The 24203-nt window shown below is 68.2% G+C and carries 20 protein-coding genes; 11 read left to right on the forward strand and 9 right to left on the reverse strand.

All coding sequences use genetic code 11. The features are described 5' to 3' along the window. Window positions 1-110 precede the first annotated feature (110 nt). The 4 genes from ABT313_RS09485 to ABT313_RS09500 form a co-directional block, all read right to left on the reverse strand. A complete protein-coding gene (locus tag ABT313_RS09485; protein ID WP_350850498.1) occupies window positions 111-533 on the reverse strand; it encodes a carboxymuconolactone decarboxylase family protein in 423 nt (140 codons plus the stop codon). A 39-nt stretch (window positions 534-572) separates the two neighbouring features. Beyond that, a complete protein-coding gene (locus ABT313_RS09490; protein WP_350850500.1) occupies window positions 573-1544 on the reverse strand; it encodes a hypothetical protein in 972 nt (323 codons plus the stop codon). Beyond that, window positions 1541-6262, reverse strand: coding sequence for an ATP-binding cassette domain-containing protein (locus ABT313_RS09495; protein WP_350850502.1), 4722 nt, complete (start codon window positions 6260-6262; stop codon window positions 1541-1543). The genes ABT313_RS09490 and ABT313_RS09495 overlap by 4 nt, the downstream gene beginning before the upstream one ends. A 156-nt stretch (window positions 6263-6418) precedes the next feature. Further along, window positions 6419-7036: a hypothetical protein gene (locus ABT313_RS09500; protein ID WP_350850504.1), complete on the reverse strand. Its 618-nt coding sequence runs from the start codon at window positions 7034-7036 to the stop codon at window positions 6419-6421. Window positions 7037-7268: 232 nt separating this feature from the next. Here ABT313_RS09500 and ABT313_RS09505 point away from each other — a divergent pair, with 232 nt between their 5' ends. Further along, window positions 7269-8189 (forward strand): endonuclease/exonuclease/phosphatase family protein, encoded by a 921-nt coding sequence (locus ABT313_RS09505; RefSeq protein ID WP_502883973.1) that lies wholly within the window; start codon window positions 7269-7271, stop codon window positions 8187-8189. On the opposite strand, the gene ABT313_RS09510 is transcribed toward ABT313_RS09505, so the two are convergent. Genes ABT313_RS09510 through ABT313_RS09520 form a run of 3 tightly spaced genes read right to left on the reverse strand, consistent with a single transcriptional unit; the run spans window position 8178 to window position 10433 of the window. Then, window positions 8178-8831 carry a response regulator gene (locus tag ABT313_RS09510; protein WP_350850508.1) on the reverse strand — a complete coding sequence of 218 codons (654 nt, stop codon included), beginning with the start codon at window positions 8829-8831 and terminating at the stop codon, window positions 8178-8180. The genes ABT313_RS09505 and ABT313_RS09510 overlap by 12 nt on opposite strands. Then, window positions 8824-9951 (reverse strand): sensor histidine kinase, encoded by a 1128-nt coding sequence (locus ABT313_RS09515; RefSeq protein ID WP_350850510.1) that lies wholly within the window; start codon window positions 9949-9951, stop codon window positions 8824-8826. Before ABT313_RS09515 ends, ABT313_RS09510 begins: the two co-directional genes overlap by 8 nt. Beyond that, window positions 9948-10433 (reverse strand): hypothetical protein, encoded by a 486-nt coding sequence (locus ABT313_RS09520; protein ID WP_350850512.1) that lies wholly within the window; start codon window positions 10431-10433, stop codon window positions 9948-9950. Before ABT313_RS09520 ends, ABT313_RS09515 begins: the two co-directional genes overlap by 4 nt. 167 nt (window positions 10434-10600) lie before the next feature. Between ABT313_RS09520 and ABT313_RS09525 the strand changes: the two genes are divergently transcribed. The 4 genes from ABT313_RS09525 (at window position 10601) to ABT313_RS09540 (ending at window position 14345) form a co-directional block, all read left to right on the forward strand. Then, window positions 10601-12280: a sodium:solute symporter family protein gene (locus tag ABT313_RS09525; protein ID WP_350850514.1), complete on the forward strand. Its 1680-nt coding sequence runs from the start codon at window positions 10601-10603 to the stop codon at window positions 12278-12280. A gap of 13 nt (window positions 12281-12293) precedes the next feature. Further along, complete coding sequence (locus ABT313_RS09530) at window positions 12294-12530, forward strand: hypothetical protein (protein ID WP_350850516.1); 237 nt, start codon at window positions 12294-12296, stop codon at window positions 12528-12530. Between the two features lie 97 nt (window positions 12531-12627). Continuing rightward, window positions 12628-13395, forward strand: coding sequence for a phytanoyl-CoA dioxygenase family protein (locus ABT313_RS09535; protein WP_350850518.1), 768 nt, complete (start codon window positions 12628-12630; stop codon window positions 13393-13395). Next, the gene (locus ABT313_RS09540; RefSeq protein WP_350850520.1) at window positions 13392-14345 is read left to right on the forward strand and encodes a helix-turn-helix domain-containing protein; all 954 of its coding nucleotides are present in this window, start codon (window positions 13392-13394) and stop codon (window positions 14343-14345) included. The genes ABT313_RS09535 and ABT313_RS09540 overlap by 4 nt, the downstream gene beginning before the upstream one ends. Window positions 14346-14506: 161 nt before the next feature. Here ABT313_RS09540 and ABT313_RS09545 read toward each other — a convergent pair whose 3' ends face one another. Beyond that, the gene (locus tag ABT313_RS09545; protein ID WP_350852103.1) at window positions 14507-14836 is read right to left on the reverse strand and encodes a DUF3574 domain-containing protein; all 330 of its coding nucleotides are present in this window, start codon (window positions 14834-14836) and stop codon (window positions 14507-14509) included. Between the two features lie 193 nt (window positions 14837-15029). On the opposite strand from ABT313_RS09545, the gene leuS reads away from it, so the two are divergent. The 4 genes from leuS (at window position 15030) to ABT313_RS09565 (ending at window position 20951) form a co-directional block, all read left to right on the forward strand. Continuing rightward, window positions 15030-17510, forward strand: a complete 2481-nt coding sequence (gene leuS / locus ABT313_RS09550; protein WP_350850522.1) for a leucine--tRNA ligase — start codon at window positions 15030-15032, stop codon at window positions 17508-17510. Then, the gene (locus ABT313_RS09555) at window positions 17510-17914 is read left to right on the forward strand and encodes a YjbQ family protein (protein WP_350850524.1); all 405 of its coding nucleotides are present in this window, start codon (window positions 17510-17512) and stop codon (window positions 17912-17914) included. Before leuS ends, ABT313_RS09555 begins: the two co-directional genes overlap by 1 nt. Window positions 17915-18014: 100 nt before the next feature. Continuing rightward, window positions 18015-18209, forward strand: coding sequence for a hypothetical protein (locus tag ABT313_RS09560; RefSeq protein WP_350850526.1), 195 nt, complete (start codon window positions 18015-18017; stop codon window positions 18207-18209). A 171-nt stretch (window positions 18210-18380) separates the two neighbouring features. Beyond that, entirely contained in the window at window positions 18381-20951 is a 2571-nt protein-coding gene (locus ABT313_RS09565; protein ID WP_350850527.1) for an ATP-binding protein, read from the forward strand. Window positions 20952-21619: 668 nt separating this feature from the next. On the opposite strand, the gene ABT313_RS09570 is transcribed toward ABT313_RS09565, so the two are convergent. Continuing rightward, window positions 21620-22129 (reverse strand): pyridoxamine 5'-phosphate oxidase family protein, encoded by a 510-nt coding sequence (locus ABT313_RS09570; protein ID WP_350850529.1) that lies wholly within the window; start codon window positions 22127-22129, stop codon window positions 21620-21622. Window positions 22130-22182: 53 nt separating this feature from the next. Between ABT313_RS09570 and ABT313_RS09575 the strand changes: the two genes are divergently transcribed. Further along, entirely contained in the window at window positions 22183-23025 is an 843-nt protein-coding gene (locus ABT313_RS09575) for a DegV family protein (RefSeq protein WP_350850530.1), read from the forward strand. 81 nt (window positions 23026-23106) lie between these two features. After that, window positions 23107-24177 carry a ComEA family DNA-binding protein gene (locus ABT313_RS09580; RefSeq protein WP_350850532.1) on the forward strand — a complete coding sequence of 357 codons (1071 nt, stop codon included), beginning with the start codon at window positions 23107-23109 and terminating at the stop codon, window positions 24175-24177. Window positions 24178-24203 lie beyond the last annotated feature (26 nt).

The raw sequence follows: 24203 nt of genomic DNA on the forward strand, positions 1-24203 counted from the left end.
TCGCTGGCTCGTAGGAAGCGACGGGCGGGAAGGTGGTTGTTCATCAAGCGGTGGCCAGTTGCATCCTGCCTGATCGGTCAGGTGATCGCGGGAACAGATGAGCTTGGCCATCAGTTCTCTGGGACGGGCAGCAGATCGCGGTCGGTGAAGACTCGTTTGGCTACGGAGATGGCGTTGAGGGCTCGGGGGAAGCCGGTGTAGCCGGCTGCGTGGGTGAAGGTTTCTGTTATTTCGGTGGGGGTCAGGCCTACGTTGAGGGAGGTGCGGATGTGGACCTCTAGTTGGGGTTCGCAGCCGCCCAGGGCGGTGAGGATGCCTAGGGTGACCAGTTGGCGTTGCTTGGGGTCGAGGCCGGGGCGGGAGTAGATGTCGCCGAAACCGAAGGCGACGATGTGGTGGGCCAGGGCGGGGGCAATGTCGGCGAGGTTTTCCATGACTGCGGGGGCCGAGCCGCCGTCGACGCTGTTCAGGACCTCCAGACCGCGTTGGTACCGGACCTGCTCTTCAGGACTGTTGATGTCGGGAGCCGTCATACCCCGACGCTAACCCGGCCACCGGGCCGAACTACGTGCCTAGTACCGCCGTCGTCCGCGCTGGTGCGGCGTGAAGTCGGCGGGCTCGTCGTTGCCGATCCAGTCGCCGGACTTGAGGCGGTGGAGGCTGGTCTCGAGGTCGAGGGTCAGCCAGCCGGCGAGCTGCGGATGGACGGGGTGCTGCCACAGGCCGTACGGGCCGCGCAGCCCCTCGAGGTAGTCGACCAGGTCGTGCACCCGGCGATCCTGGAGCGAGACGCCGCAGCGGGACGCAAGGTCGAGCAGGAACGCGAGATCGAAGGTGGCGTAGAACGTGACCTGACCCATCGCACGTTCGAGACCGACCAGCCGCGACACCTCCCAACCGATCGTCGACGCGTCCCGGGTCTCGCGGGCGAGTAGGTGGTCGACGCCGATCCGCGCGGCGTCGGATCGCCGTCGCTCGGGATGCATCGCCAGGCAGGCGACAGCGCCGGTCGTCGCCGATCGGCAACCGAGCCCGCGCGCCAGCCGCCGGTACTCCTTCTCAGGCGGGATAGCACCGCCCGCCTCGCCAAGATCCGCCTTCGGACCTGCCGGCCACGACCCGTCCTGCAGACGGACACCCAGCAACCATTCATAGGCAAGCTCAGCCCGGGAATCCTCAGCGAACCCAGCGGCGGCAATCCCACGCAGCGGTACGGCGGTGTGCATCGTGATGAAGCGAGGACCTTCGATCGGACCTGGAACCGACCACGAGCCATCCGCCCGCTGTACGGCGAACATCCTCTCCACCGCGGCCGCCATCGCCGGCCCGCGATACCCGAGGTACGCCAGCTGGCAGAGCAGATGGCCCGCGTCATAAGGCCCGGCTGCCGCTAGCCGCGAGACGAGTGCATCGATCGCCGAACTCTGATCAATCTCGGCACGCCACGCGGCAACCTCGGCGTCGTCGGCGCCTTCCAGTTCGCGCGCCGCCCGCCATCGCAGCGAAACCGACGGGTCTCCGAGCAGCAGGGTGCCGACGTTCATGACAGCACCTCCCGAAGATAGGGCGCGGTAGCGGTGGCTGCTTCCACAAGAGCGTCGGGCGGACCTTCGAAGACGATCCGGCCGCCGTCAGGCCCCGCACCAGGGCCGAGCTCGATGAGCCAGTCGCACGCGGCGAGGAAGGCCGGATCGTGTTCGACCACGAGCACGCTGTTGCCAGCAGCAACGAGTGCGTCAAGCGCCCCGACCAGTGCTGCGACATCCGTGGCCTGCAATCCGACCGTCGGTTCGTCGAGCACGTACAAGGCTGCCTTGGTCGTCCGGGCGAACTCCTTGGCAAGCTTGAGCCGCTGCGCCTCGCCGCCCGACAAGCTCCAGCCCGGTTGCCGCAGTACGAGATAGCCGAGCCCGAGTTCGACGGCCGCGCCGCCCACCCGTCGTACGGCGTCGACGTCGCCCCACTCGTCGACCAGCTCGGCGATCGTGAGCGCTTCGATGTCGACCAGACTCCGGCCCCGATCGAGCAGGGCGGCGGCCTCGCGGCGATACCCGGATCCGCCGCAGGCATCGCAGGTCTGGCCCACCGACGGCAGGAACGACATGTCCTGCTGCCACACGCCTTTGCCCTTGCAGGCATCGCAGTTGTACGTCAGGTCCTTGACCGTGAGGCCCTGCTCGATCGCGGCCTCGCTGGCCGCGAACTGCTTCCGGACTGCGCTGATGAGCCCGAGGAACATGCCTGGCGAGGCGATCTCGGCGCGGGACTGGTCGGCGACGACCGTTCGTGTTGGCGCACCGGAGATGGCGTCGTGATCGCCGGGCCGGACGCGGATCACACCGCGGCCGGGAATGTTGGTTTTCGGCCGAGCGAGACCCAGTGCAACCGTGTCGACGACCAACGACGACTTCCCCGACCCGGACACTCCGCAGACGCCGACCAGCACGCCGAGGGGTACGTCGGCGTCGAGCGCGTCGAGGTTGTTCTCACGGGCCCCGGTCACCTTCATCCAACCGGTCGGTTCACGCCGGCGCTCGCGGCGTACCGCCGGCACCTGCCCGTCCAGGATCGCGCGCGTCACCGACCGCGCGCTGTCCAGACCCACCAAGCGACCGCCCGACGGCCCGGCACCGGGGCCGATCTCGATCACCTCGTCGGCCGCGCGGATGATGATCGGGTCGTGCTCGACGGCGATCACAGTGTTGCCTGCGGCCCGCAATTCGGTCAGTGTCCGGGCCAGGGCCGTTACTTCAGACGGATGCAGGCCCCTCGATGGCTCGTCCAGCAGCACCGTCATGCCGACCAGTCCGTCGCCGAGCACCGACGCGAGCTTGATCCGTTGCGCCTCACCGGCCGACAGCGTCCACGTCGAGCGGTTCAACTGGAGGTAGCCCAGCCCGACCGCCCGGAGGAAGCCGAGCCGATGCAACGCGGTGGTCCGGGCTTCCGCGGCCTGCGGATCGTCGGGCGCCGCCATCGACGTCAGTACGTCGTCCAGTTCGGCGAGCGAGCTTGCGAACAACTCGTCGCGCGCGAGTCCGTGCAGGCGGATCGTCAGGTACGCCGTACGCAGCCGCCGGCCACCGCACTCGCGACACGGAGACGCGGTCGAGACCGTACCGCCGACGTCGTTCGCGGCCCACGAGTTCAACCCGCGCCAGGACGCGTCGCCGTACAGAACGGCGTGCTGGGCCTCGTCACTCAACTCCTTCCAGGGAGTGCGATCGAAGTCGAACCCGTAGCGCTCGGCCAGCGCACGGATCGGCGGCTCCTCGCCGGTGGTTGTGCCGAACCAGGCCAGCATGCCGCCGAAGACGCCGCCGTAGACGGGCGCGTCCGGATTCACGATCAGCTTGGCGAATTCGAACTCTCGCTCGACACCGAGACCCAGGCAGTGCGGGCAGGTCGACACGGGTGATCCGACCAGATGCCGCGGCTCGATCGGCACCGCGCCGGTCTCGCAATCGCTGCAACTCCACGGCGACTCGGGCTTCGGGGACGTCCGGCGTACGGTCTCGCGTCCGCAGGCCAGGCACGTTCGGACGCCGGCCTTCGCGATGATCACGGCGAGCAGGCGGTCGAGGTCGCTGGATCGGCCGACGGTCACCCGGTCGGCATCCCAGACGTAGACGCCCGGTCCGCGGCCGTCGTAGTTCAGGCCCGATGAGTCGATGCTGATCGTCGTACCCAGACCGGTCAGGGAGTCGACCGGCGCCTCCGGTCCCTCGCGCACCGACTGCCGCTCGTACACGGACAGGCATTCGAGCAGCCGCCTGGTCGCCTCCGACTCGAGCACGTCGTGGACCAGCGACGACTTGCCTGAGCCCGAAACGCCGGTGACGACGGTGAACCGGTCCTTGGCGAAATCGACGTCCACTCCCTGCAGGTTGTGCGCGCGGGCGCCTCGCACCTGGATCGCATTGCTGGACCGACGGTCTGTGCGCGGATGCGCTCGAGGCCGCACCGGCGGCTGTTTGTCGGCGACAGGTGGGCCGCAATGCTGCAGACGTCCGCCGTCGGGTCCGCCGCCCGGCCCCAGATCGATGCGCCAGTCGGCCGCGGCGATCACGTCAGGCTGGTGTTCGACGACGACCACCGTGCAGCCGTTACCGGTCAACCGGTCGAGTACTGCGAGCAACCGATCCAGGTCGCCGGGATGCAGACCTGTCGTGGGTTCGTCGAGCAGCACGAGGTCGCCGGACCGCGCCTTGGCCACCTCGCGGGCGAGCCGTACGCGTTGAGCTTCCCCGCCGGACAGGCTCGGAGACGGCTGCCCGAGGGTCAGATAACCAAGCCCGACCTCTTGCAGGGGTTGCAGGATCCGGATCACCGAGGGGTGGTCGGCGAACACCGCAGTGGCTTCGTCGATGCTCAGAGCCAGTACGTCGGCAATCGACCGGCCCGCCCAGGTCGCCTCGAGGACCTCGGGACGGTAGCGCTGACCGTCACAGGCCTCGCACGGAATCCAGATCGGCGCCAGGTTGGTCATGCCGATCGCGACCGATCCCATCCCCTCACAGTCCGGGCACGCACCCTCTGCCCGGTTGAAGGTGAAGTCCGACGGCGAGCGCCCGGTCTCGTTCGCGAAGACGTCGCGGATCCGGTCGAGCACTTTGCTGTACGTCGCCGGGTTCGACCGCGGGTTGTTGCCCAGCGGAGCCTGATCCACGGCCCGGGCGCGTGTCGCCGGCGCGTCGAACGCTGCACATCCGACCGGGCCACGCTCGCGGAGCGACGCCAGCAGCACTTCCCGGGAGAGGGTGGTCTTGCCTGCTCCTGACGGCCCGGTGATCACGGTCAGCGATCCGAGCGGGATCTCGCAGTCGACGGCGTGGAGGTTGCGCAGGTTTGCGCCGGTGACGCGGATCCGATCGTTGGACACCGGGCGTTGCGCTCGCTGTCGGCGTACTCCGGCAGAGAAGCCGATGCCCGAGGCCGTGCCGGCTCGCCAGAGGTCCGCCGGAGGGCCTTGAAAGACCAGCCGTCCGCCGCCGTCTCCACCGCCCGGCCCGATCTCGACGACGTCGTCGGCCATGGCGACGGCCTGTGGGTCGTGTTCGACCATCAGCACCGGTCCGGGGAGCGCGGCGATGGCGTCGAGCAGCCGACGCAGATCGTTGTGGTGCAACCCGATCGTCGGCTCGTCGAGGACGTGCAGCAGATCTTCGAGGCGGCCCGACAGTACGACGGCGAGCCGGGTCCGTTGCGCCTCGCCGCGCGACAGCGTCGGCATCGACCGGTCGAGCGCGAGGTACCCCAGACCGAGCTCTTGCAGCGGACGCAGCCGTCGCAGCAGCTCGTCCTGGAGGCGTCGAGCGCGTGGTTCGAGCTCCTGCACGAAATCGAGCACTTCGGTCACCGATCGCGCTGTCAGCTCCTGAAGCGTGACGCCGGCGATGCGGTGCGACGAGGTGTCGTTGTCACCGCGGAACGCCGACGGCGCGAGCGGCCGGACCCACGCGCCACACTGCGGACAGATCGGCGCCCGCAGCACCGGAGTACCACCGAGCAGCACTTCGGGCCTGCCCAACGCATCGGCCTGTTCCAGCGTCGCCCGGACCTCGGCGGCCGACATACCGGGTTGAAGGGTGGCCACACGTACGACGATGTCGTGGGGGAGCGCCGGGTCGAGCCGTGCCCTGGAGGTGGCTGAGCGGGGACGGCCGTCGACGGTGACGTGGGCGAACTGTCCTCGGATACCGGCGAGCAGACGCGCGTGACTTCCTACCAGCCCGCGCACGATCGCCACCTCGACGTCGAGGGCGCCGTTGCCGGCGAGCATGTCCAGAGCGACGGTCAGGCGTTCCTCGGCCGAGAGCGCCCGGACGGGCACGTGGCAGTTTGGGCACTCGACCTCAGCGAACCGCGAGTACAAGATCCGCAGGAACGGGTGCAGGCCGACCGATGTCGCCACTGTCGAGGCTGGGTTCCGATTGAGCACATTCTGAGCCACGGCGACAGCCGGCCCCAGCCCTTCGATGTGCCGAACTCGAGCAGCGGGAACCCTCGCAGTGTTTCCCCCGAGCGCCAACGACTCGAGCAGTCGCCGCCGCGCCTCCGCATAGACCACGTCGAAGGCCAACGACGACTTTCCGGACCCCGACACCCCTACAACCGCGGTCAGCCCGGGGCCGAAGGTCACATCAACGTCGCGCAGGTTGTGCTCGGCGGCGCCTTGTACGTCGACAGCCCGCGGGCGCGGGGTGGTTGCCGGGCCGCGCGCACGCCCAGCCCCGTCGTCACCCGCACTCCTGCGCTCCACCCGGCCATCCTTGCAGCTCCCGGGGACAGGAACGACCCTCCGCGTTTCGCGCGGCGCTTGACCAGCTGTGCCACCAGATCGCCTACCAGCTACAGGAACGCCAAGCTGTCCCTGTCCCGTTGCTCCAGGCAACCACCACTGCACCCTGCGCCGAACTCAGTCGTCGACGCGGCCGCGGTTGGTTACTTGGATGTGGGGGGCGCGTTGGGCGACAGCGCTCACGAGTTCGTCGTACGGGAGAGATCGGCCGAGAATCTCGTGGCTACCTGGCCAAGGACACGACGGCCCCCACGCCTTGGTACTGCGAGGAAGCGCCTCCTCGTCCAGCAACATCACAACCAGCCTCGGTTCCCACGTCTCGTCGCCCTCGTCGTTGACCTCATGCCGCTCCAACCGGCACACCCCGCGGATCTCACCCCAAGGAATCGCCCGCGGCTGCTCCCCACCCAAATAGATCCCCGAGTCGTCAACAGTCAGCAGTACGTCGTCATCGTCCGACTCACGCCGCTCCTCCAGCGCCGTGATCGCCCCCACCACCAGCAAGATCGGCAGCCCGACCGCGAAGATCAACGGCGTACCACCCCATGCCAGCCACACAGCCTCCAGCGGCTCCCGCACAGACTCTCCGCGGATCGACTGCACCACGACGATCCCCAGCGTCATCACCACCATCAGCCCGAACACCACGGTCCCGAGCGCGAGCGCGGTCGTCGTCGTACCGATTCCGTGGCGTTTGACGACGAACGGCTCGCTGAGTTGGTGCGCTGACGGCATACGGGCATTGTCGGCGCTGTCACGCAGCGACACCAGAGCTCTCACGGATTCCTCATCAGAACGGTCGGAACGGTCCTCCGGACGGATGAAATCGCCGTACCTGACCGCGCACGGACTTTGGTCCGGCCCCGGTGTCCGCAACAATCGCTGCATGCCGGACCGCCAGACCGCAGTCGCCACCCGCAAACCTCCGCCGTCGCGCAGCAGTTCGCGCCGCCGGAGGAAGGGCGGTATGTGGCGCCGTGGATGGTTCATCGCGCTGCTGGCGGTCCTGTCCGCGGCCACGCTGATCTTCCATCGTTACGTTCCGAACTCGATCGGCAACCTCGGCAGCCTGCTCGACACGTTCCTCCCCTGGGTCGGCCTGGCCGTGCCGGTCCTCGCCGTCGCAGCTCTGGTACGCCGTTCTGCGACCGCCGGCGTCGCTCTCCTCGTCCCGGCACTGGTGTGGGGCGTGATGTTCGGCGACCTGCTGCTCCCGGGCAAGGGCTCCGGCGGCGCCTACGACCTGCGCGTCCTCACCCACAACGTCGACGCCGCGAACCCGGACCCGAAGGCGACCGCGGACGACCTGCTCGGCGCCGACGCGGACGTGATGGCGCTCGAGGAGCTCACCACGCAGGACCTCAAGGTCTACAAGGCCGCCTTCGCCTCGAAGTACCCGTACCAGGTGTCCCGCGACACCGTCGCTCTGTGGTCGAAGTACCCGGTGGTGGAGACCAAGTCGGTCGACGTCGGGTTCGCGTGGACCCGCGCGCTGCGGGCCGAGGTCAGTACGCCGGAGGGCAAGGTCGCGGTGTACGTCGCCCATCTCGCCTCCGTCCGCGTCGGCACGAGCGGCTTCACGTCCGACCAGCGCAACAACACGATCAAGGCGCTCGGCCGGCAGATCGCGGACGAGAAGCTGGCCGGCGTGATCGTGATGGGCGACTTCAACGGTACGGCGAACGATCGCAGCCTCGCCCCGCTGACGGCCGGGCTGCGCTCGGCGCAAGGCGCGGCAGGGACCGGGTTCGGCTTCACCTGGCCGTCGAAGTTCCCGATGGCCCGCATCGACCACATCCTCGTGCGCGGCGTCACACCGACCAAGGCCTGGGTGATGAAGCCCACCGGCAGCGACCACCGCCCGGTCGTCGCCGAGCTACGAATCTGACGCGATCCCCTTGCGATAGGCGTACCGGACTGCCTCCGCGCGATGCCTGGCGCCGATCTTCGCGAACGTGTTGTTGATGTGCGTCTTCACGGTCGCCTCGCTGATGAACAGCTTCCCGGCGATCTCCGGATTGCTCAGCCCCCGCGCGATCAACCGCAGTACCTCGGTCTCCCGCGCCGTCAGTCCGTCGCTGCCGGCCGACTCGGGCGCGAGCCCCGCGATCAAACGCTTCGACACCTCGGGATCGAACGTGGACTGCCCGGCAGCGGTCGACCGCAGCGCGGCGCCGATCTCGGCACGCCCGGCGTCCTTGGTCAGATACCCGCGCGCCCCGGCACGCAGGGCGTTCGCGATCGAGGAATCATCGGCGTACGTCGTCAGCACCAGTACGGCGACGTCCGGGAAGTCGGCCGTGATCCGGGCCGTCGCCTGCGTGCCGTCGAGGACCGGCATCCGCAGATCCATCAACACCACGTCAACGTTGCCCTCAGCAACCAGAGCGGCAACCAGCTCGACGGCCTCGACACCGTTCGCAGCAGCGCCGACGACCTCGACTCCGTCGATGAGCCCGAGCAGCGCCACCAGACCCTCACGCACGACTTGCTGATCGTCCGCCACCACCACACGGATCGCATCACTCATTCGGCACCTCCGCGACCACCAGCCAGTCGTCCCCGTCCGGACCCGCCGTCAGCGTCCCACCGACCAGGGCCAGCCGCTCGCGCATCCCGGCGAGCCCGAAACCTTCGCCACCTGTCGCCCCCTTGTTCCGCACGGACAGCCGCACGCCGGCCGAGTAGGCGAGCTCCATCCGGATCGGCTGACCGGCTGCGTGTCGAGCCGCGTTCGTCAGCGCCTCCCGGGCAGCGCTGAGCAAGGCAACGGTCACCCCGGAGTCGGTCCGCTCGACCGTACCGGTGACGCTCAGCCGCACCGCCGTACCGTGGTCGTTCTCGTGCTGTTCCGCCAGCGCAGCGACCGCCTGCGCCAGGTCCTGCACGGAGTCGGCCCGCAGCGCGGCGACTGCGTTCCGCGCCTCCGTCAGTCCCTGTACGGCGAGCCGCCGCGACCGCCGTACCCGCTCCAACGCTCCATCCACATCACTGCGCTCGTCGAGCAACGCCTCGGCCACCTCGAGTTGAACGCTCAACGCACCCAGCGAATGCGCGAGTACATCGTGCAGATCCCGCGCGATCCGCCCGCGCTCCTCGAGCGTGGCCGCCCGGGCGTGCTCGCTCTGCGCCAATCGGGTCTGCTCGAGCAACTGCTCGGTCTGCCGGGCCTGGACCTCGTACTGCCGCCGGTTCAACCCGAACGCGACGAGGACGGCCGTCCACAGCAACTGCGTGAAGTACCAGGTGTCCGGCTGGCCGAACCACCACGCCGACCCGGCGTACGCCGCCATCACACCGATGCCCGCGGCAACGATCGGCCGGTTGCCGTGCCGCTGGAAGTCGATCACGGCGATGTCGGTGATCGCGACCAGCACGAGGGCCAGCGAGTTCGACTGCGGGTAGCCGGCGATCAGGGCGTTGACCACGGCGACCGCGGAAAGCAGCACGAGCGCGGCGTACGGGCGAGACGCCATCAGCACCGAGCCGACCGCGAAGACGACGAAGCTGACGCTCAGGACAACCCAGACCCAGGCGTCCGCCGGGCGTGCGGTCGCGAGTACGGCGACCACGACGCCGGCGGTGAGGACACGGCCGACCCAGCCGCTCTCGCCGTGCGGCCGCGTCGGCAGCAGCGCCTTCAGGTTCACCGGGTGCTGTACTCCTCCGCCTCGCGATGGGCCTTGTTCTGGATGACCACGGACTGAGTCAACAGGTTCGCACCCATCGAGACCATCAGCGCAGGGCCGCCGGACATCGAGGCGCCGAGCAGGTGCCCGACTCCCGCCAGCCCGAGGCGGACGACCAGGTAGGCCACCATGATGCCGAGTCCGGGCATCCCGAGCCGGAAGAACACCTTCCCGGCGCGCCGCTCGACCTGGGCGACCCGGCCGGAGGCGGTGCCGGCGATCAGGGCGACCGCGGCGCCGATGACCAGCAGGACGACGTCGATGAAGCCGAGGCCGGTGTGCCGGTCGTACAGCTGATAGACCCCGGCCCCCATCAGGATCAGCGGCCCGCGCCAGACGTCGGTGTCGGAATTCTCCAGCTCGGACCAGGACAGCCGCCGGGCGAGGACGAGGACGACGACGGCGACGACGACGAGTGCGTTGGGTAACGTTCCGAAGCTCATGTCACGGACGGTAGGTCTGTCCGGTCTCTACAGAGGACCGACCAAGGGTGGAGATCCGGGTGGAGAACCGTCGGGCGCCGGTGTCGCCGCCCGCTTGGTTGAAAGTAGGAGTAACGTTCCTCACCGGTAACACCACGATGCGTCACACTCGACGATCCGGAGGGGCGATGCTTCCGCAACAATCCATCCTGAGACTGGATGCCACGGCGATCGACTACATCATCATCGCCTTGTACTTCGTCTTCGTGCTCGGCATCGGGTACCTGGCCAGACGCGCGGTCTCCAGCAGCCTGGACTTCTTCCTGTCCGGCCGCTCGCTACCCGCCTGGGTGACCGGCCTGGCCTTCATTTCGGCCAACCTCGGCGCGATCGAGATCATGGGCATGTCGGCCAACGGTGCGCAGTACGGCATCCCGACCGTGCACTACTTCTGGATCGGCGCGGTCCCGGCGATGCTGTTCCTCGGCGTCGTGATGATGCCGTTCTACTACGGCTCGAAGGTCCGCAGCGTGCCGGAGTTCATGCTGCGCCGGTTCGGCAAACCCGCGCACCTGGTGAACGCGGTCAGCTTCGCCCTGGCGCAGGTGCTGATCGCGGGCGTGAACCTGTTCCTGCTGGCCACCATCGTGAACGTGCTGCTCGGCTGGCCGATCTGGGTGTCGGTGATCGTTGCCGCGGCCATCGTTCTGAGCTACATCACCCTCGGCGGCCTGTCCGCGGCGATCTACAACGAGGTCCTGCAGTTCTTCGTGATCGTCGCCGCGCTGCTGCCGTTGACGCTGGTCGGCCTGCACAAGGTCGGCGGCTGGCAGGGCCTGGTCGACAAGGTGAGCGCGTCGCCGGGCGGTTCGGAGCAGATGTCGGCCTGGCCGGGTAACGCACTGAGCGGCTTCAGCAACAGCTTCCTGTCGGTGATCGGCATCGTCTTCGGTCTCGGTTTCGTGCTCTCGTTCGGTTACTGGACGACGAACTTCACCGAGGTCCAGCGCGCACTGGCCTCGAAGAACATGTCCGCGGCCCGGCGTACGCCGATCATCGGTTCGTTCCCGAAGATGTTCATCCCGTTCATCGTGATCATCCCGGGCATCATCGCCGCGGTGATCGTGCCCGAGATGGCGCAGTTCAAGGCGAACGGGACTGGCGACGTCGACTACAACGACGCGTTGTTGCTGCTGATGCGCGACCTGCTGCCGAACGGCATGCTCGGCCTGGCCATCACCGGTCTGCTGGCGTCGTTCATGGCCGGTATGGCGGCCAACCTGAGCTCGTTCAACACGGTCATGTCGTACGACATCATCGAGCGGTACCTGATCAAGGACCGGCCGGACGAGTTCTACCTGCGAACCGGCCGGATCGTGACGGTGGCCGGCACGCTGGTCGCGATCGGCACGGCCGCGATCGCCTCCGGCTACAGCAACCTGATGGACTACCTGCAGCAGCTGTTCTCGTTCTTCAACGCACCGCTGTTCGCCACGTTCATCCTCGGTATGTTCTGGAAGCGGATGACCGCGACGGCCGGCTGGATCGGTCTGGTCAGCGGTACGGGGACCGCGATCCTGGTGTTCATCCTCTCGGAGAACGGCGTGATCAACCTGCCCGGGCAGGGCGCCAGCTTCGTCGGTGCGGGTGCGGCCTTCGTGGTCGACATCGTGATCAGCGTGGTGGTCAGCCTGATGACGATCCCGAAGCGGGATACCGAGCTGGTCGGTCTGGTGTACTCGCTGACGCCGAAGGAACAGCGCACCGAGGTGGCGGTCGCGGGCGACGGCGGCTGGTACCGCAAGCCGGTCCTGCTGGCCGGGATCTCACTCGCGCTGACCATCGTCCTCAACATCATCTTCGCCTGAGGGAGCCTTCGAGATGGCAGACAAGAAGAAGGCCGGTGCCTTCGACATCCGGATCGTGATCGCGGCCCTGGTCGGCATCTACGGTGTGGTGCTGACGATCCTCGGCATCGTCGAGAAGCAGCCGGAGATCGACAAGGCCGCCGGTATCAACATCAACCTCTGGGGCGGCATCGGGATGCTCGTGTTCGCGGCCCTGTTCGTGCTATGGGCCCGGCTGCGGCCGATCGCCGTACCGGTCGAGGAAGAGTGACCGTGTCCGTTTGAGAAACATCGGCGTCTCTTGCGATCCTGCTGCCGGGCGCCGATGTTTCCTACTCTCGAAGTACCCGATCAGGAGGAACTTCGAGATGACGATCACTTCTGACAGGCCCGACCTGTCGACCGCGGCACAGCAGTACGCCGAGCAAGGCTTCGTACTGGTGAAAGGCCTGCTCAGCAAGGAAGAAGCGGCGTCCTACCGGCAGCGCAGCCACGACCTGCTGGCCCAGCTGAACCGGTCCGACGACCCCACCTGGGGCGCCGCCCGGGGGATGACCGAGGCGCCGACCAAGCTGCAGCACCTACACGACGCGCAGTTCTACGACGCGGCGTTCTCGAAGCTGCTGGTGGACCCGCGGTTCACCGACGTGGCCGCCGCGGTGATGGGTGTGGACAACGTGCAACTGCACCACACCAAGCTGTTCGTGAAGCCGCCGGAGAACGGTTCGCCGTTCCCGCTGCACCAGGACTACCCGTTCTTCCCGCACACCTACCACCGGGTCGGGGCGGCGATCTTCCACTTCGACGACGCTCCGGTGGAGAAGGGGTGCGTGCGGGTCATCCCGGGCAGCCACAAGGCCGGTCCGCGCGAGCATGAGGCCGAAGGGTCGTACCACCTGCTCGAGCCGGCCTTCGAGGAGGCGACGCCGCAGCCGGCCGAGGCGGGCGACGTCCTCTTCTTCAGCTACTTCACCGTCCACGGGTCCGGGGTGAACGTGAGCGACGAGGCCCGCACGACCTGGCTGATCCAGTACCGCGACCCGTCGGACCCGCCGGCGGTCAAGACCCACGACTGGTCGCTCGGTCAGGGCATGATGCTGCGAGGGGTCGACCCGACCGGCAGGAGTGCTGTTTGAGTCTTGCATCCGTCGCAGCGGCGGATCGGTTCGTCGACCTCGCGGGACTACTGGAGTCCTGCGAGGTCGACGGCTTCCACGCGGACTTCCTCAGCTGGGGTCACTACCGGCCGGAGTACTGGCGCAACTACTGGCATACCCACTCCTTCCACGAGGTCTGCCTCGCGTACACCGGGGAGGGGCGTTTCAACTCCGGAGACGTCCGCTACGACGTCACCCCCGGCTCCGTCTTCCTCGCCCGCCCCGGCGACGTACACGAAATCGAGTCCTCCCACACCTCGCCCCTCGGAATCGCCTTCTGGGGCTTCACCTTCCGCCCGGCCGCCTCCGGCGTCCGAACGGGGGACACGAAATCCCACCCTGCCGCAGACCGACGGTCGGCGGTTCCGGACCTTTCCGGTTGGTGGTCGGGGCTGACTCGGGCCGACGGGCCGGTGGTGTCGGATCGGGTCGGCTCGTTGCCGGCTCTCATCACGGCGCTCGCCGCCGAGGCGGCTGCGCCGGTGTCCGGCTACAGCACCGCACTCGGCGCCCTTGGCGCCACTCTGGTTCTGGAGACGGCCCGTGCATTCGCTCTCGACGAGGACCTAGCTGTTGAACCTGTCCGCAAGGACAGGAGTCCGCTGGTGGTGGAGGCGATGCAGCGTCACCTCCGCGACAACCTGTCCCGGCCGATCACTGTCAGGGATGTAGCAGCGGCCGCCCATCTCTCGGAGCGTCACGCCGAGCGCCTGTTCACCCAGCAGACCGGTGCGTCGATCATGTCGACGCTGCGCCGCCTACGTCTCGAGCTGGCTGCCCAGCTTCTCCTGGATCCCACACTGACGATCACCGACGTAGCGCGGGCCTGCGGCTACTCGGACGTCCGTCCGTTCTCCACAGCCTTCCGCCGCAAGTACGGACGCACCCCCGGCGACCACCGCCGCGCCGGCGGCACAGAGTTCATTTAGGGCATGTCTCCCAATCCCGCGCCTACTGCGCGGCACTCGGCACGGCACCTCGCCGCACGGGTGCAAAGGGAACGATGCTCCGCATCGACCCCTTCGCCCCCGCACGCCGATGCACCGCACCGAGCACCTGCTCGCTACGGCGGGGGATTGGGAGACATGCCCTAGAACGACACCTGCTCCGTGGAGTCGGTGCGGAGTACGGACTCCTGCTGGAACTTCTTCTCGTACACGCTGCGGATCTCCTCGATCTTCTTGCTGCTGTCCTGCGCGCCGTCGACCGGATACAGGAAGACGACGACCTTCGACCGCTCCTTCACGATCTGCCCGCTGCCGTCCTTCCACTGCCCGTTGCCGGCCAGCACAGTCAGCCCGTCCGGAAACCGCGGCGTCACCGTGTCGTTCACGAACCGGTTGAACTGGAAGTCGGTCACATCCGGCCCCGGCTTGTCGGACCTGCCCGGACAGGTGGTCCAGGGACGAGGTCTGCCCAGTTGCCGTCGCGGGCTGCCCGGTTGGTACCACCGGCAGTGGTATTCTGGTCACATGCGAGTGAGCCTGCTCCTTAGTTAGCCGTACTGGCGCGGTCAGTACGGCATCCCCTCCTGCGTGAGGGGCTTTTTTATGTCTCGGGTGCCGTCTGGCACATTAAGGCTCAACAAAACACACGAAGTATGGAGTAGGACCGTGAGCGAGCAGGTGGAGGACACTCCGATCGACCGGGGTGGCTACGACTTCAACGCCATGCAGGCCAAGTGGCGTCCGGTGTGGGAGAAGCTGGACCCGTTCAAGGCGAAGGACGACGGCTCCGCGGAGCGTCGCTACGCCCTCACGATGTTCTCCTACCCGTCCGGCGACCTGCACATGGGCCACGCCGAGGTGTTCGCGCTGCACGACGTGCTGGCCCGCTACTGGTTCCAGCAGGGGTACGACGTGCTGAACCCGATCGGCTGGGACTCCTTCGGCCTGCCCGCCGAGAACGCCGCGATCAAGCGCAACGAGCACCCGGCGACGTTCACCTACGCCAACATCGAGACCCAGGCCGAGTCGATCCGCCGGTATGCGATCAGCTTCGACTGGTCCCGTCGCCTGCACACCTCGGACCCGGAGTACTACCGCTGGACGCAGTGGCTGTTCCTGCGGCTGTACGAGCGCGGCCTGGCGTACCGCAAGGCGTCGTACGTCAACTGGTGCCCGCACGACCAGACCGTGCTGGCGAACGAGCAGGTCATCCAGGGACGCTGTGAGCGCTGCGGCCACGAGGTCACCAAGCGCGAGCTGACCCAGTGGTACTTCAAGACCACGGAGTACGCGCAGCGGCTGCTGGACGACATGGAGCTGCTGCAGTGGCCGGAAGAGATCCTGCTGATGCAGCGCAACTGGATCGGCCGGTCCGAGGGCGCGTTCGCGAGCTTCCAGGTCGAGGGTCGTGACGAGCCGATCAAGGTCTTCACCACCCGTCCGGACACGCTGTTCGGCGCCACCTTCATGGTGGTCGCGCCGGATGCGAAGCTGGCTGCCGAGCTGGTCACTCCGGACCAGCAGGCCGCGTTCGACGAGTACCTGACCGCCGTCAAGGCGTCCACCGAGATCGAGCGGCTGAGCACCGAGCGCGAGAAGACCGGCGTCTTCCTGGGGTCGTACGCGATCAACCCGGTGACCGGGCAGCGGATCCCGATCTGGGCAGCGGACTACGTGCTGGCCGACTACGGCACCGGCGCGATCATGGCCGTGCCCGGCCAGGACACCCGCGACTGGGAGTTCGCGGAGAAGTTCGGCCTGCCGATCGTCCGCACCGTGCAGCCGCCTGCCGACTTCGACGGCAAGGCGTACACCGGTGAGGGCGCCGCGATCAACAGCGCGAACGACGAGATCAGCCTGGACGGGCTGGACGTCGCCGACGCGAAGTCGCGGATCATCGACTGGCTGGACGCCAAGGGCCTGGGCGAGCGGACGATCAACTACCGCCTGCGCGACTGGCTGCTGAGCCGCCAGCGGTACTGGGGCTGCCCGATCCCGATCATCCACTGCCCGTCCTGCGGCGAGGTGCCGGTGCCGGACGACCAGCTACCGATGGAGCTGCCCGACCTGCGCGGCGCGGACCTGCAGCCGAAGGGCGTCTCGCCGCTGGCGGCCGACCGCGAGTGGGTCGAGGTCGACTGCCCGAAGTGCGGCGGCAAGGCCGAGCGGGACACGGACACGATGGACACGTTCGTCGACTCGTCCTGGTACTTCCTGCGCTACCTGTCCCCGCAGTACACCGACGGTGCCTTCGACCAGGAGGTGGCGGACCGCTGGATGTCGGTCTACCAGTACGTCGGCGGCAAGGAGCACGCGGTACTGCATCTCCTGTACGCGCGTTTCTTCGTCAAGGCGCTGCACGACATGGGTCTGCTGAACGCCGTCGAGCCCTTCACCCGGCTGCTGAACCAGGGCCAGGTGATCAACAAGGGCAAGGCGATGAGCAAGTCGCTGGGCAACGGCGTGAACCTGGGCGACATGCTCGACGAGTTCGGCGTGGACGCGGTCCGGCTGACGATGGTGTTCGCCGGTCCGCCCGCGGACGACATCGACTGGGCCGACATGTCGCCGGGAGGCTCGCTGAAGTTCCTGCAGCGGGCCTGGCGGCTGGCGGCATCGGTCGAAGCGCCGCTGGGGTCGGATCCCTCGACCGGCGACGTCGAGCTGCGCAAGCTGACCCACCGCACGGTGGCCGACGCGGCCGAGCTGATCGACTCGCACCGGTTCAACGTGATGGTGGCCCGGATCATGGAGCTGGTGAACGCCACCCGGAAGGCGATCGACTCCGGTCCGGGTGCGGCCGACCCGGCCGTCCGCGAGGCGGTCGAGACGGTGTCGATCCTGCTGAGCCTGGTCGCGCCGTACACGGCCGAGGACATGTGGGCCGAGCTGGGCCACGAGCCGACCGTCGCCAAAGCGGGTTGGCCGAAGGTCGACCCGGCGCTGCTGGTGCAGGACACGGTCACCTGCGTGGTCCAGGTCGCCGGCAAGGTGAAGGACCGGCTGGAGGTCTCGCCGGACATCTCCGACGCCGACCTGGAGAAGCTGGCGCTGGACTCCGACGCGGTGCAGAAGGCGCTGGACGGTCGCGGTACCCGCAAGGTGATCGTGCGGGCGCCGAAGCTGGTCAACATCGTCCCGGCCTGATGGATTCCGTCGTACTGGATGTTCACACCGGTGCTCGTGAGGTCGTCATGGACCTCACGAGCCGGTGTGACCAGTTCGTGTCGGGGCGCGGCGACGGGCTGCTGCACGTCTTCGTCCCGCACGCGACCGCCGGTGTCGCGATCCTCGAGACCGGCGCCGGCAGCGACAGCGACCTGCTGGCCGTGCTCGAGGACCTGCTGCCGCGCGACTTCGACTGGCGGCACCGGCACGGCTCGCCCGGCCACGGCCGGGACCACGTGTTGCCGGCGCTGATTCCGCCGTACGCGACGGTTCCGGTGCTGCGCGGCCGGCTGACGCTCGGAACGTGGCAATCGATCTGCCTCGTCGACACCAATCGCGACAATCCCGACCGGCATGTCCGGTTGTCGTTCCTGGCCGGTTAGTGGACTACTAGGTAACTGTCGGCCAACGTATTTTGGTGACTTATCGTGATGTTGCGGATCGCGTTACGTTTGCGAAACACGACTCCGCTTGAATTGCCGCATGGCAGCCCTGGACACCTTGCGCGACGTCACCGTTGAGCTCCTGGTTCGCGCCACCCGAGGGGTTTGCGACGGTAGCTTGCTGAATGCCGATGCCGGTCGCGCGGACACCAGCGCGCGCATCGACGACTGGTCCGGCATCCTTTCTCTCTACGCCGCCGAAAATGAATCCCACTCGGTTCGCGCAACTGCTTGAAACGCGCATTTCTGATCCCGCAACCATTCCTTTCCAGACTCAGATTTGTTGCCTCAGTCAACAACTTGTGTGACCCAGACCGCATCCCGCACGCCGGGCAGTCCCGCCACGAGCACGCTTGTCACGCTATGTTGTGACAGGAACGTGGGGCCTCCAGAGGGGTGACAGGCGGTGTCGGACACGGATGGCCGGGCTGACGGTCGGCGGGGTTTCGCCGATCTGTTGCTCGACCTCAGGGTCCAGGCCGGACTGTCTCAGGAGGAGCTGGCCGACCGCGCCGGGCTGAGTGTGCGCTCGATCCGCGAGATCGAGGCCGGCCGGGTCGCGCGGCCGCGAAAGGATTCGGTCCGGCTGCTGGCTTCTGCGCTGGGTCTGCAGGACACGTCGCAGTTCCTCGCTGCGGCCGGGCACGGTACTGCGCGACGCGTCGTCCAGCCGCCTGTTGTTTCGGTGGCCGATGCCGCTCCGACCGGGCTGCGCTGGCGTGGCACGCGGCCGATCCCGGACGGGCTCGTCGGCCGCGAGCAGGAGCTGTTCGAGCTGGAGGCGCTGCTGCGGCAGAACCGGCTTGTCACGCTCGTCGGTCCTGGTGGGGTCGGCAAGACTGAGCTGGCCCTGGCAGCGGCTGACCGGTTCTCCGGTGCGGAGACGACGGTGGTGGTCGTTGATCTGACCACGGTTCAGCGCGACGCCGCCGTACCGTCGGCCATCCTCGACGCCTTTGGCACCGCGCCCGGGACGTCGGACCTGGACGACGTACTGTCCGGTCGCCGGCCGGGCGACCTGGTCATCGTCGAGGACAACGCCGAGCACGTGCTCGACGGCGTCGCCACGGTCGCCAACCGGATGGTCCGCAGCTTCCCGGGCGTCGGCGTGCTGGTCACGTCGCGGATCCCACTGGGCCTCCCGGACGAGGTCGTACGGCGGGTGCAGGTGCTCGGCGTACCGGCGAACGACGAGAACTTCGAGGAGATCGCAGCGTCGCCGGCCGTGGAGATGTTCTGCCGCCGGGTGGCTCGGGTGCGGCCCGGCTTCGTCCTGACACCTGCGAACGCTCCGACTGTGGCGCGTCTGTGCCGGCGGTTGGACGGCCTGCCGCTGGCGCTGGAGCTGGCGGCCGCGCGGGCGGGGTCGTTGTCGGTGGAGACGATCCTTGCGGCGCTGGACGACCGGTTCCGGTTGCTGTCGGGGCCGCGGCGGTTCGGTGCACCGCATCAGCGGACGCTCGCGGACACGATCGCGTGGAGCGTGGACGCGCTGTCCGATGCGGCGCGGCAGTTGCTCTACCGGTGCTCGGTGCTCGGTTCCCCGTTCACGCTTGAGGCGGTGGCCGGGGTGTGTACGGGCGAGCCGATCGACGGCCTTGACGTACCGATGCTGCTGGCCGAGTTGGTGGAGAAGTCACTGCTGCAGCCGGTGCTCGAGTTCGAGCAGTTGTACGGCACGCGGTACAAGCTGCTGGAGACGATCCGCGAGCACGCGTATGCCGGCCTGTCGTCGCAGGGCGATGACCTGATCGAGTTCCGGGACCGGGCGGTCGCGTGGTGTTCGACGTACGTCGCGGGGCTGGAGGGCGCGTGGTCGTCGCCGGACCGCGATCGGCAGTACCGGGCGGCGCATGCCAACTCCGCGCTGTTCGAGGTGGCGTTGGAGCGTGCCGCTGAGCTGGGGGAGTGGGACGCGGCCGCGCGGATCGTGCTCGGGTTCCGGATCGCGTGGCAGTACCAGGCGAGTGTGGCCGAGAGCGGGATCCGGTGGGCGACGCTGTGTGCTTCTAACGTGTCCGACAAGGAGATCAGCGGTCGGCTGCTGGCGATCGCGGGACGACTGTCCAGCCTGACCGGTGACATCCGTGGAGCGCGCCGGCACTACGGCGAGGCGCGCACGCTGATCCCGGGCGAGACCGAGATGGGGCTGGTCGCTCGCGGCGGCTGGGTGTCGTCCGGCTCGCATCTGCTCGACACACAGAGTCTGGCCGAGATCCCGGCGCTGGTAGATGACGCTCGCAAGCATGGCGACGTACAGCGCTCAGCGACCGTGCAGGCGATCTGTGGGCTCGCGTTGCTGCGCTGGGGCCGACTGGAGGAGGCCAAGGAGCTCCTGCTCGCGTGGGAGGCCGCACTGGTCAATCCGGGCGTCTACCCGGACGAGATCGCCTACATGGCGCTCAGCCGGGTCGACCTGGAGCTGGGGAACCTGCCCGAGGCACGTCACTGGGCTGTGCTGGCCCGCGACAGCCAGGCGTCGGACGATCCGGAGCGGACCAAGGTCGCCGGCTGTCTGGCGATGGTCGAGTTCCACGACGGCCGGTACGACGAGGCCCGGGCGCTGCTCGACCAGGCGGACGCCGACATCCGCGGCCACCGCGGGTACTTCGACTACCTGGTGATGCTGTACCGGTCCCGGCTGGCGCGTGCCGCAGGTGAGGTCGAGCAGGCACAGGTGTCGATCCGGGACGCCGTGAACCGGCTGCTGCTCGAAGGGCGGGTCGTGTATCTGCTCGAAGTACTGCCGGAGGCTGTGGCGGTCCTGCACGCGCTGGGTCGGTCGGAGGCGGGAGACGCCTTGTGCGGGCAGTTGCTGGCGTGGCAGCGGTCGATGGACCCGCCGATGCTCCCGACGGCGTGGGCGGTGCTGCAGGAGTCGTGTGAGAGCGCTTCGGCGGCGGATGGATGGCCTGAGCCGGATCCGGCGGCCGCAGTACAGCGGCTGGCCAACGACGTACTCGCTGCGCTTTCCTGAGCGCTCTCTCGACGGCTTTTATGACGCGGATCCGCGAAAGCTGCCGGGTAACTGCCGGTTGATCTGCCTCGTCCTGACATGGCTGCCGGACGAAGAATTACAGCCGTAGGGCAGGTTCCACGAAGCAGAGTCCGACACCGGGCGACGGCAGCGAAGGGGTGGTGAACCATGAAGAGGCCATGGACCACCGCCGGACTGCCGACGAGCGCGGCGAAGGCGACGCGGAGGGCATCCGGCGGCTGGTTGGTGGGGGCGCCGAGCGGCTGCCGAGAGCTCCGGGGTGCTGTGGAGTGCGGATCTGTCCTGCCTGTACCGGACGCTGTGCACCGTCAGGGCACCGCTTCCGGGGCGGGGTTCCAGCAGCGGGTCAGGCACACGACACAGGGGACGAGTGCCACGACCCGGCCGGCACGGGTAAACCGACGGGTTTGGTCACCCGTCGGCGGGCCAGCCGCTGGGGCCTCCCGGAACCTCGACGAGCTCGCGGTCAAGGCCGGTCCTGCGCGGTACCGGATACGGGGAGTAGCTCGTCGAGGCTCCATCAACTTCAGCTGACAACCAGGGGGAGTCAGCAGGACGAGCCGGGCTGATGACGCACGTGGGGACGTCACCAGCCCGGCGCAGGTCCCGAGCGAGGTGAAGGCTTCGGAGGGGTGGCCTTCACCTCGCTAATCTCCTACCACTGCCGCCTTGTCGAACGCGTAGCCGACCATCCAGTGGGGCTGCAAGCGGCAGTAGACGATGTCGTCACCCCAGCTCGACGGTGAACTGCCGTAATGATTGGTGAGATGATCCTCGATCTCCGCGAAGTCCGGGTGCTCCGCGGTCAGGAACTCGACGTCCCCGTGGCTGAACACCCCGATCCGCTCACCGTCGACGTACGAGATGCTCGCCGCGGGCCGCTTCTTCAGCTGCTTCGCCTTCGCCGCCGACCCCGAAGTCGTGAACACCCACCGGCCGTGCAGGAGGTGTCCGTCCACCGCGCTGATCCGCGGCTCACCCCGCGCCGTCACCGTGGCCAGATTCAGCGTGCACATCCCGGTCAGAACCCCCACCAGCTCCTCGGCATTGAGCCGTCGCGGACCCGTGATGATGTTCCGCAGATGCTGCGTCGATTGGGCGTACGCCGCGTCCAACAACTCCTGCAACTCGGTGACTTCCGCCGCTGTCTCCTTCATGTTGTGGAGTCTGGCACTGCGCTCCGACATTAACTGTCCGGTAACCTCGCTGCATGTCAGCCCGCGTGCAGGTCGTCACCGACTCCACGGCCGGCCTGTCCACGCACGAGGTCCTCCGCCACCCGCTGACCGTCGTACCGCTCCAGGTCGTGATCGGCGGCACGTCGTACGACGACGGCGCCACGTCGGCCGACGCCGTCGCGGAGGCGCTCAAGACCTTCACGCCCGTCTCGACCAGCCGGCCCGCGCCGCAGACCTTCGCCGACACGTACGCCGCCTGCGCCGCCGACGGCGCCGAGGCGGTGGTGTCGATCCATCTGTCCGGCGACATGTCCGGCACCTTCGAGGCCGCGATGATCGGCGCCAAGGAGTCGCCGATCCCGGTCCGCGTGGTCGACTCCCGCTCGCTCGGCATGGGCCTCGGCTTCCCGGTCCTCGCCGCGGCCGCCGCCGCCTCCGCCGGCGAGGACGCCGCCGCGGTCGAGGCCGCGGCCCGAGCCACGATGAAGTTCACCTCGGCGTACTTCTACGTCGACACCCTCGAGTACCTCCGCCGCGGCGGCCGAATCGGCGCCGCCCAGGCCCTCCTCGGTACGGCGCTCGCCGTCAAACCGCTGCTCACGATCAGCGGCGGCCGCATCGTCCCCCTGGAAAAGGTAAGAACCTCCAGCCGAGCCATCGCCCGCCTCGCCGACATAGCCGTCCAACGCGCCGGCGACGCCCCGGTCCAACTGGCCGTCCACCACCTCTCCAGCCTCGAAAAAGCCCAATCCCTGGCGGACGACCTCTCCACTCGCCTCCCCAAAGCCGAAGAAGTAGTCCTCCGAGAAGTAGGCGCCGTCATCGGCGCCCACGTAGGCCCCGGCCTCCTAGCCGTAGTCGTCAGCCCCCGCTAACTCGCGTCTGCCCGTCGGCGGTTCTCCACAGGTTCGAAGTCGTGGGTTCGCAGGCGTCGCGAACTCGTACCTTCTCTGGGCGTGAAGGTCTTCCGCCGTACCCCCACGCCCGACCCAGGCGCCCGAGAGCGAGCCCTCGCCCGCCTCGCCGCCCACCCGCCGTCGCACCCCCGGCCGGACCTCGCGCCCAACCAACCCGAACAGGTCGTCGGGCCCGGCGGCGAACTCCTTCACAACCCGACCGACCCCCGCCGCGAACACCCTCGCGACGACTACCCGGAGGAGCGTGATGATGAGGTGCGCGGTGGATGGATACCCGAACAGATCCGGCCCGAACGACTCCGAGACGCCCGCTGGACCCTCACCCCACGCCACGTCCTGGTCCTCCTCGCCGTACTGGCCATCGGCCTGTCCTGGGCAGCCTGGACCTTTCTCCGAGCCCGCCCCGAAACCCTCCCCACCACCCAACCCACCATCGCCACCACCGGCTCACCCGTCGCCCAACCCGGCACCAACCAATCGCCAGGAGCCAACCCCTCACCGGACCCCAACCAACCACCAGCCACCAACCAACCACCACCCACCAACCAACCACCACCCACCAACCAGCCGCCGGGCACCAACCAGTCGCCGGGAACGAACCAGTCGTCGGGCGCGAACCAGTCGCCAGGCACTGGCCAGTCGCAAGGCACCGCTGGCTCGCCCGGCCAACCCCTCGTCGTCGTGTACGTCGCCGGCAAGGTCCGCCGCCCCGGCCTCGTCCGAGCCCCCACCGGCTCCCGGGTAGCCGACGTACTAGCCCTAGCCGGTGGCCCTCTCCCCGGCGTAGACCTCACCACCCTCAACCTCGCCCGCCAAATAACCGACGGCGAACAAATCACCGTCGGCCTGCCAACCCAACCCCCACCCACCAACCCACCAGCCGCAACCACCCCATCCACCCCGACCGGACCATCCACCGCCTCCGTCAACCTCAACACCGCCACCCTCGCCCAACTCGACGCCCTCCCCGGCGTGGGCCCCGTCCTGGCCCAACGCATCCTCGACTACCGCACCCAGAACGGCCCCTTCACCACCATCGACCAACTCCAGGAGGTCCCCGGCGTAGGCCCCAAAAAGTTCGACTCCCTAAAACCCCATGTCCACCTCTAACCCCACCCCCAACCCACAACCCGCCG

The organism is Kribbella sp. NPDC000426 (genome assembly GCF_040300265.1).
Lineage (GTDB): Bacteria > Actinomycetota > Actinomycetes > Propionibacteriales > Kribbellaceae > Kribbella.

Coding starts and splice junctions, on each gene's coding strand:
- ABT313_RS09485 (WP_350850498.1), bottom strand. CDS start 533: ATGACGGCTCCCGACATCAACAGTCCTGAAGAGCAGGTCCGGTACCAA.
- ABT313_RS09490 (WP_350850500.1), bottom strand. CDS start 1,544: ATGAACGTCGGCACCCTGCTGCTCGGAGACCCGTCGGTTTCGCTGCGA.
- ABT313_RS09500 (WP_350850504.1), bottom strand. CDS start 7,036: ATGCCGTCAGCGCACCAACTCAGCGAGCCGTTCGTCGTCAAACGCCAC.
- ABT313_RS09505 (WP_502883973.1), top strand. CDS start 7,269: ATGTGGCGCCGTGGATGGTTCATCGCGCTGCTGGCGGTCCTGTCCGCG.
- ABT313_RS09510 (WP_350850508.1), bottom strand. CDS start 8,831: ATGAGTGATGCGATCCGTGTGGTGGTGGCGGACGATCAGCAAGTCGTG.
- ABT313_RS09520 (WP_350850512.1), bottom strand. CDS start 10,433: ATGAGCTTCGGAACGTTACCCAACGCACTCGTCGTCGTCGCCGTCGTC.
- ABT313_RS09525 (WP_350850514.1), top strand. CDS start 10,601: ATGCTTCCGCAACAATCCATCCTGAGACTGGATGCCACGGCGATCGAC.
- ABT313_RS09530 (WP_350850516.1), top strand. CDS start 12,294: ATGGCAGACAAGAAGAAGGCCGGTGCCTTCGACATCCGGATCGTGATC.
- ABT313_RS09535 (WP_350850518.1), top strand. CDS start 12,628: ATGACGATCACTTCTGACAGGCCCGACCTGTCGACCGCGGCACAGCAG.
- ABT313_RS09555 (WP_350850524.1), top strand. CDS start 17,510: ATGGATTCCGTCGTACTGGATGTTCACACCGGTGCTCGTGAGGTCGTC.
- ABT313_RS09560 (WP_350850526.1), top strand. CDS start 18,015: ATGGCAGCCCTGGACACCTTGCGCGACGTCACCGTTGAGCTCCTGGTT.
- ABT313_RS09570 (WP_350850529.1), bottom strand. CDS start 22,129: ATGAAGGAGACAGCGGCGGAAGTCACCGAGTTGCAGGAGTTGTTGGAC.
- ABT313_RS09575 (WP_350850530.1), top strand. CDS start 22,183: ATGTCAGCCCGCGTGCAGGTCGTCACCGACTCCACGGCCGGCCTGTCC.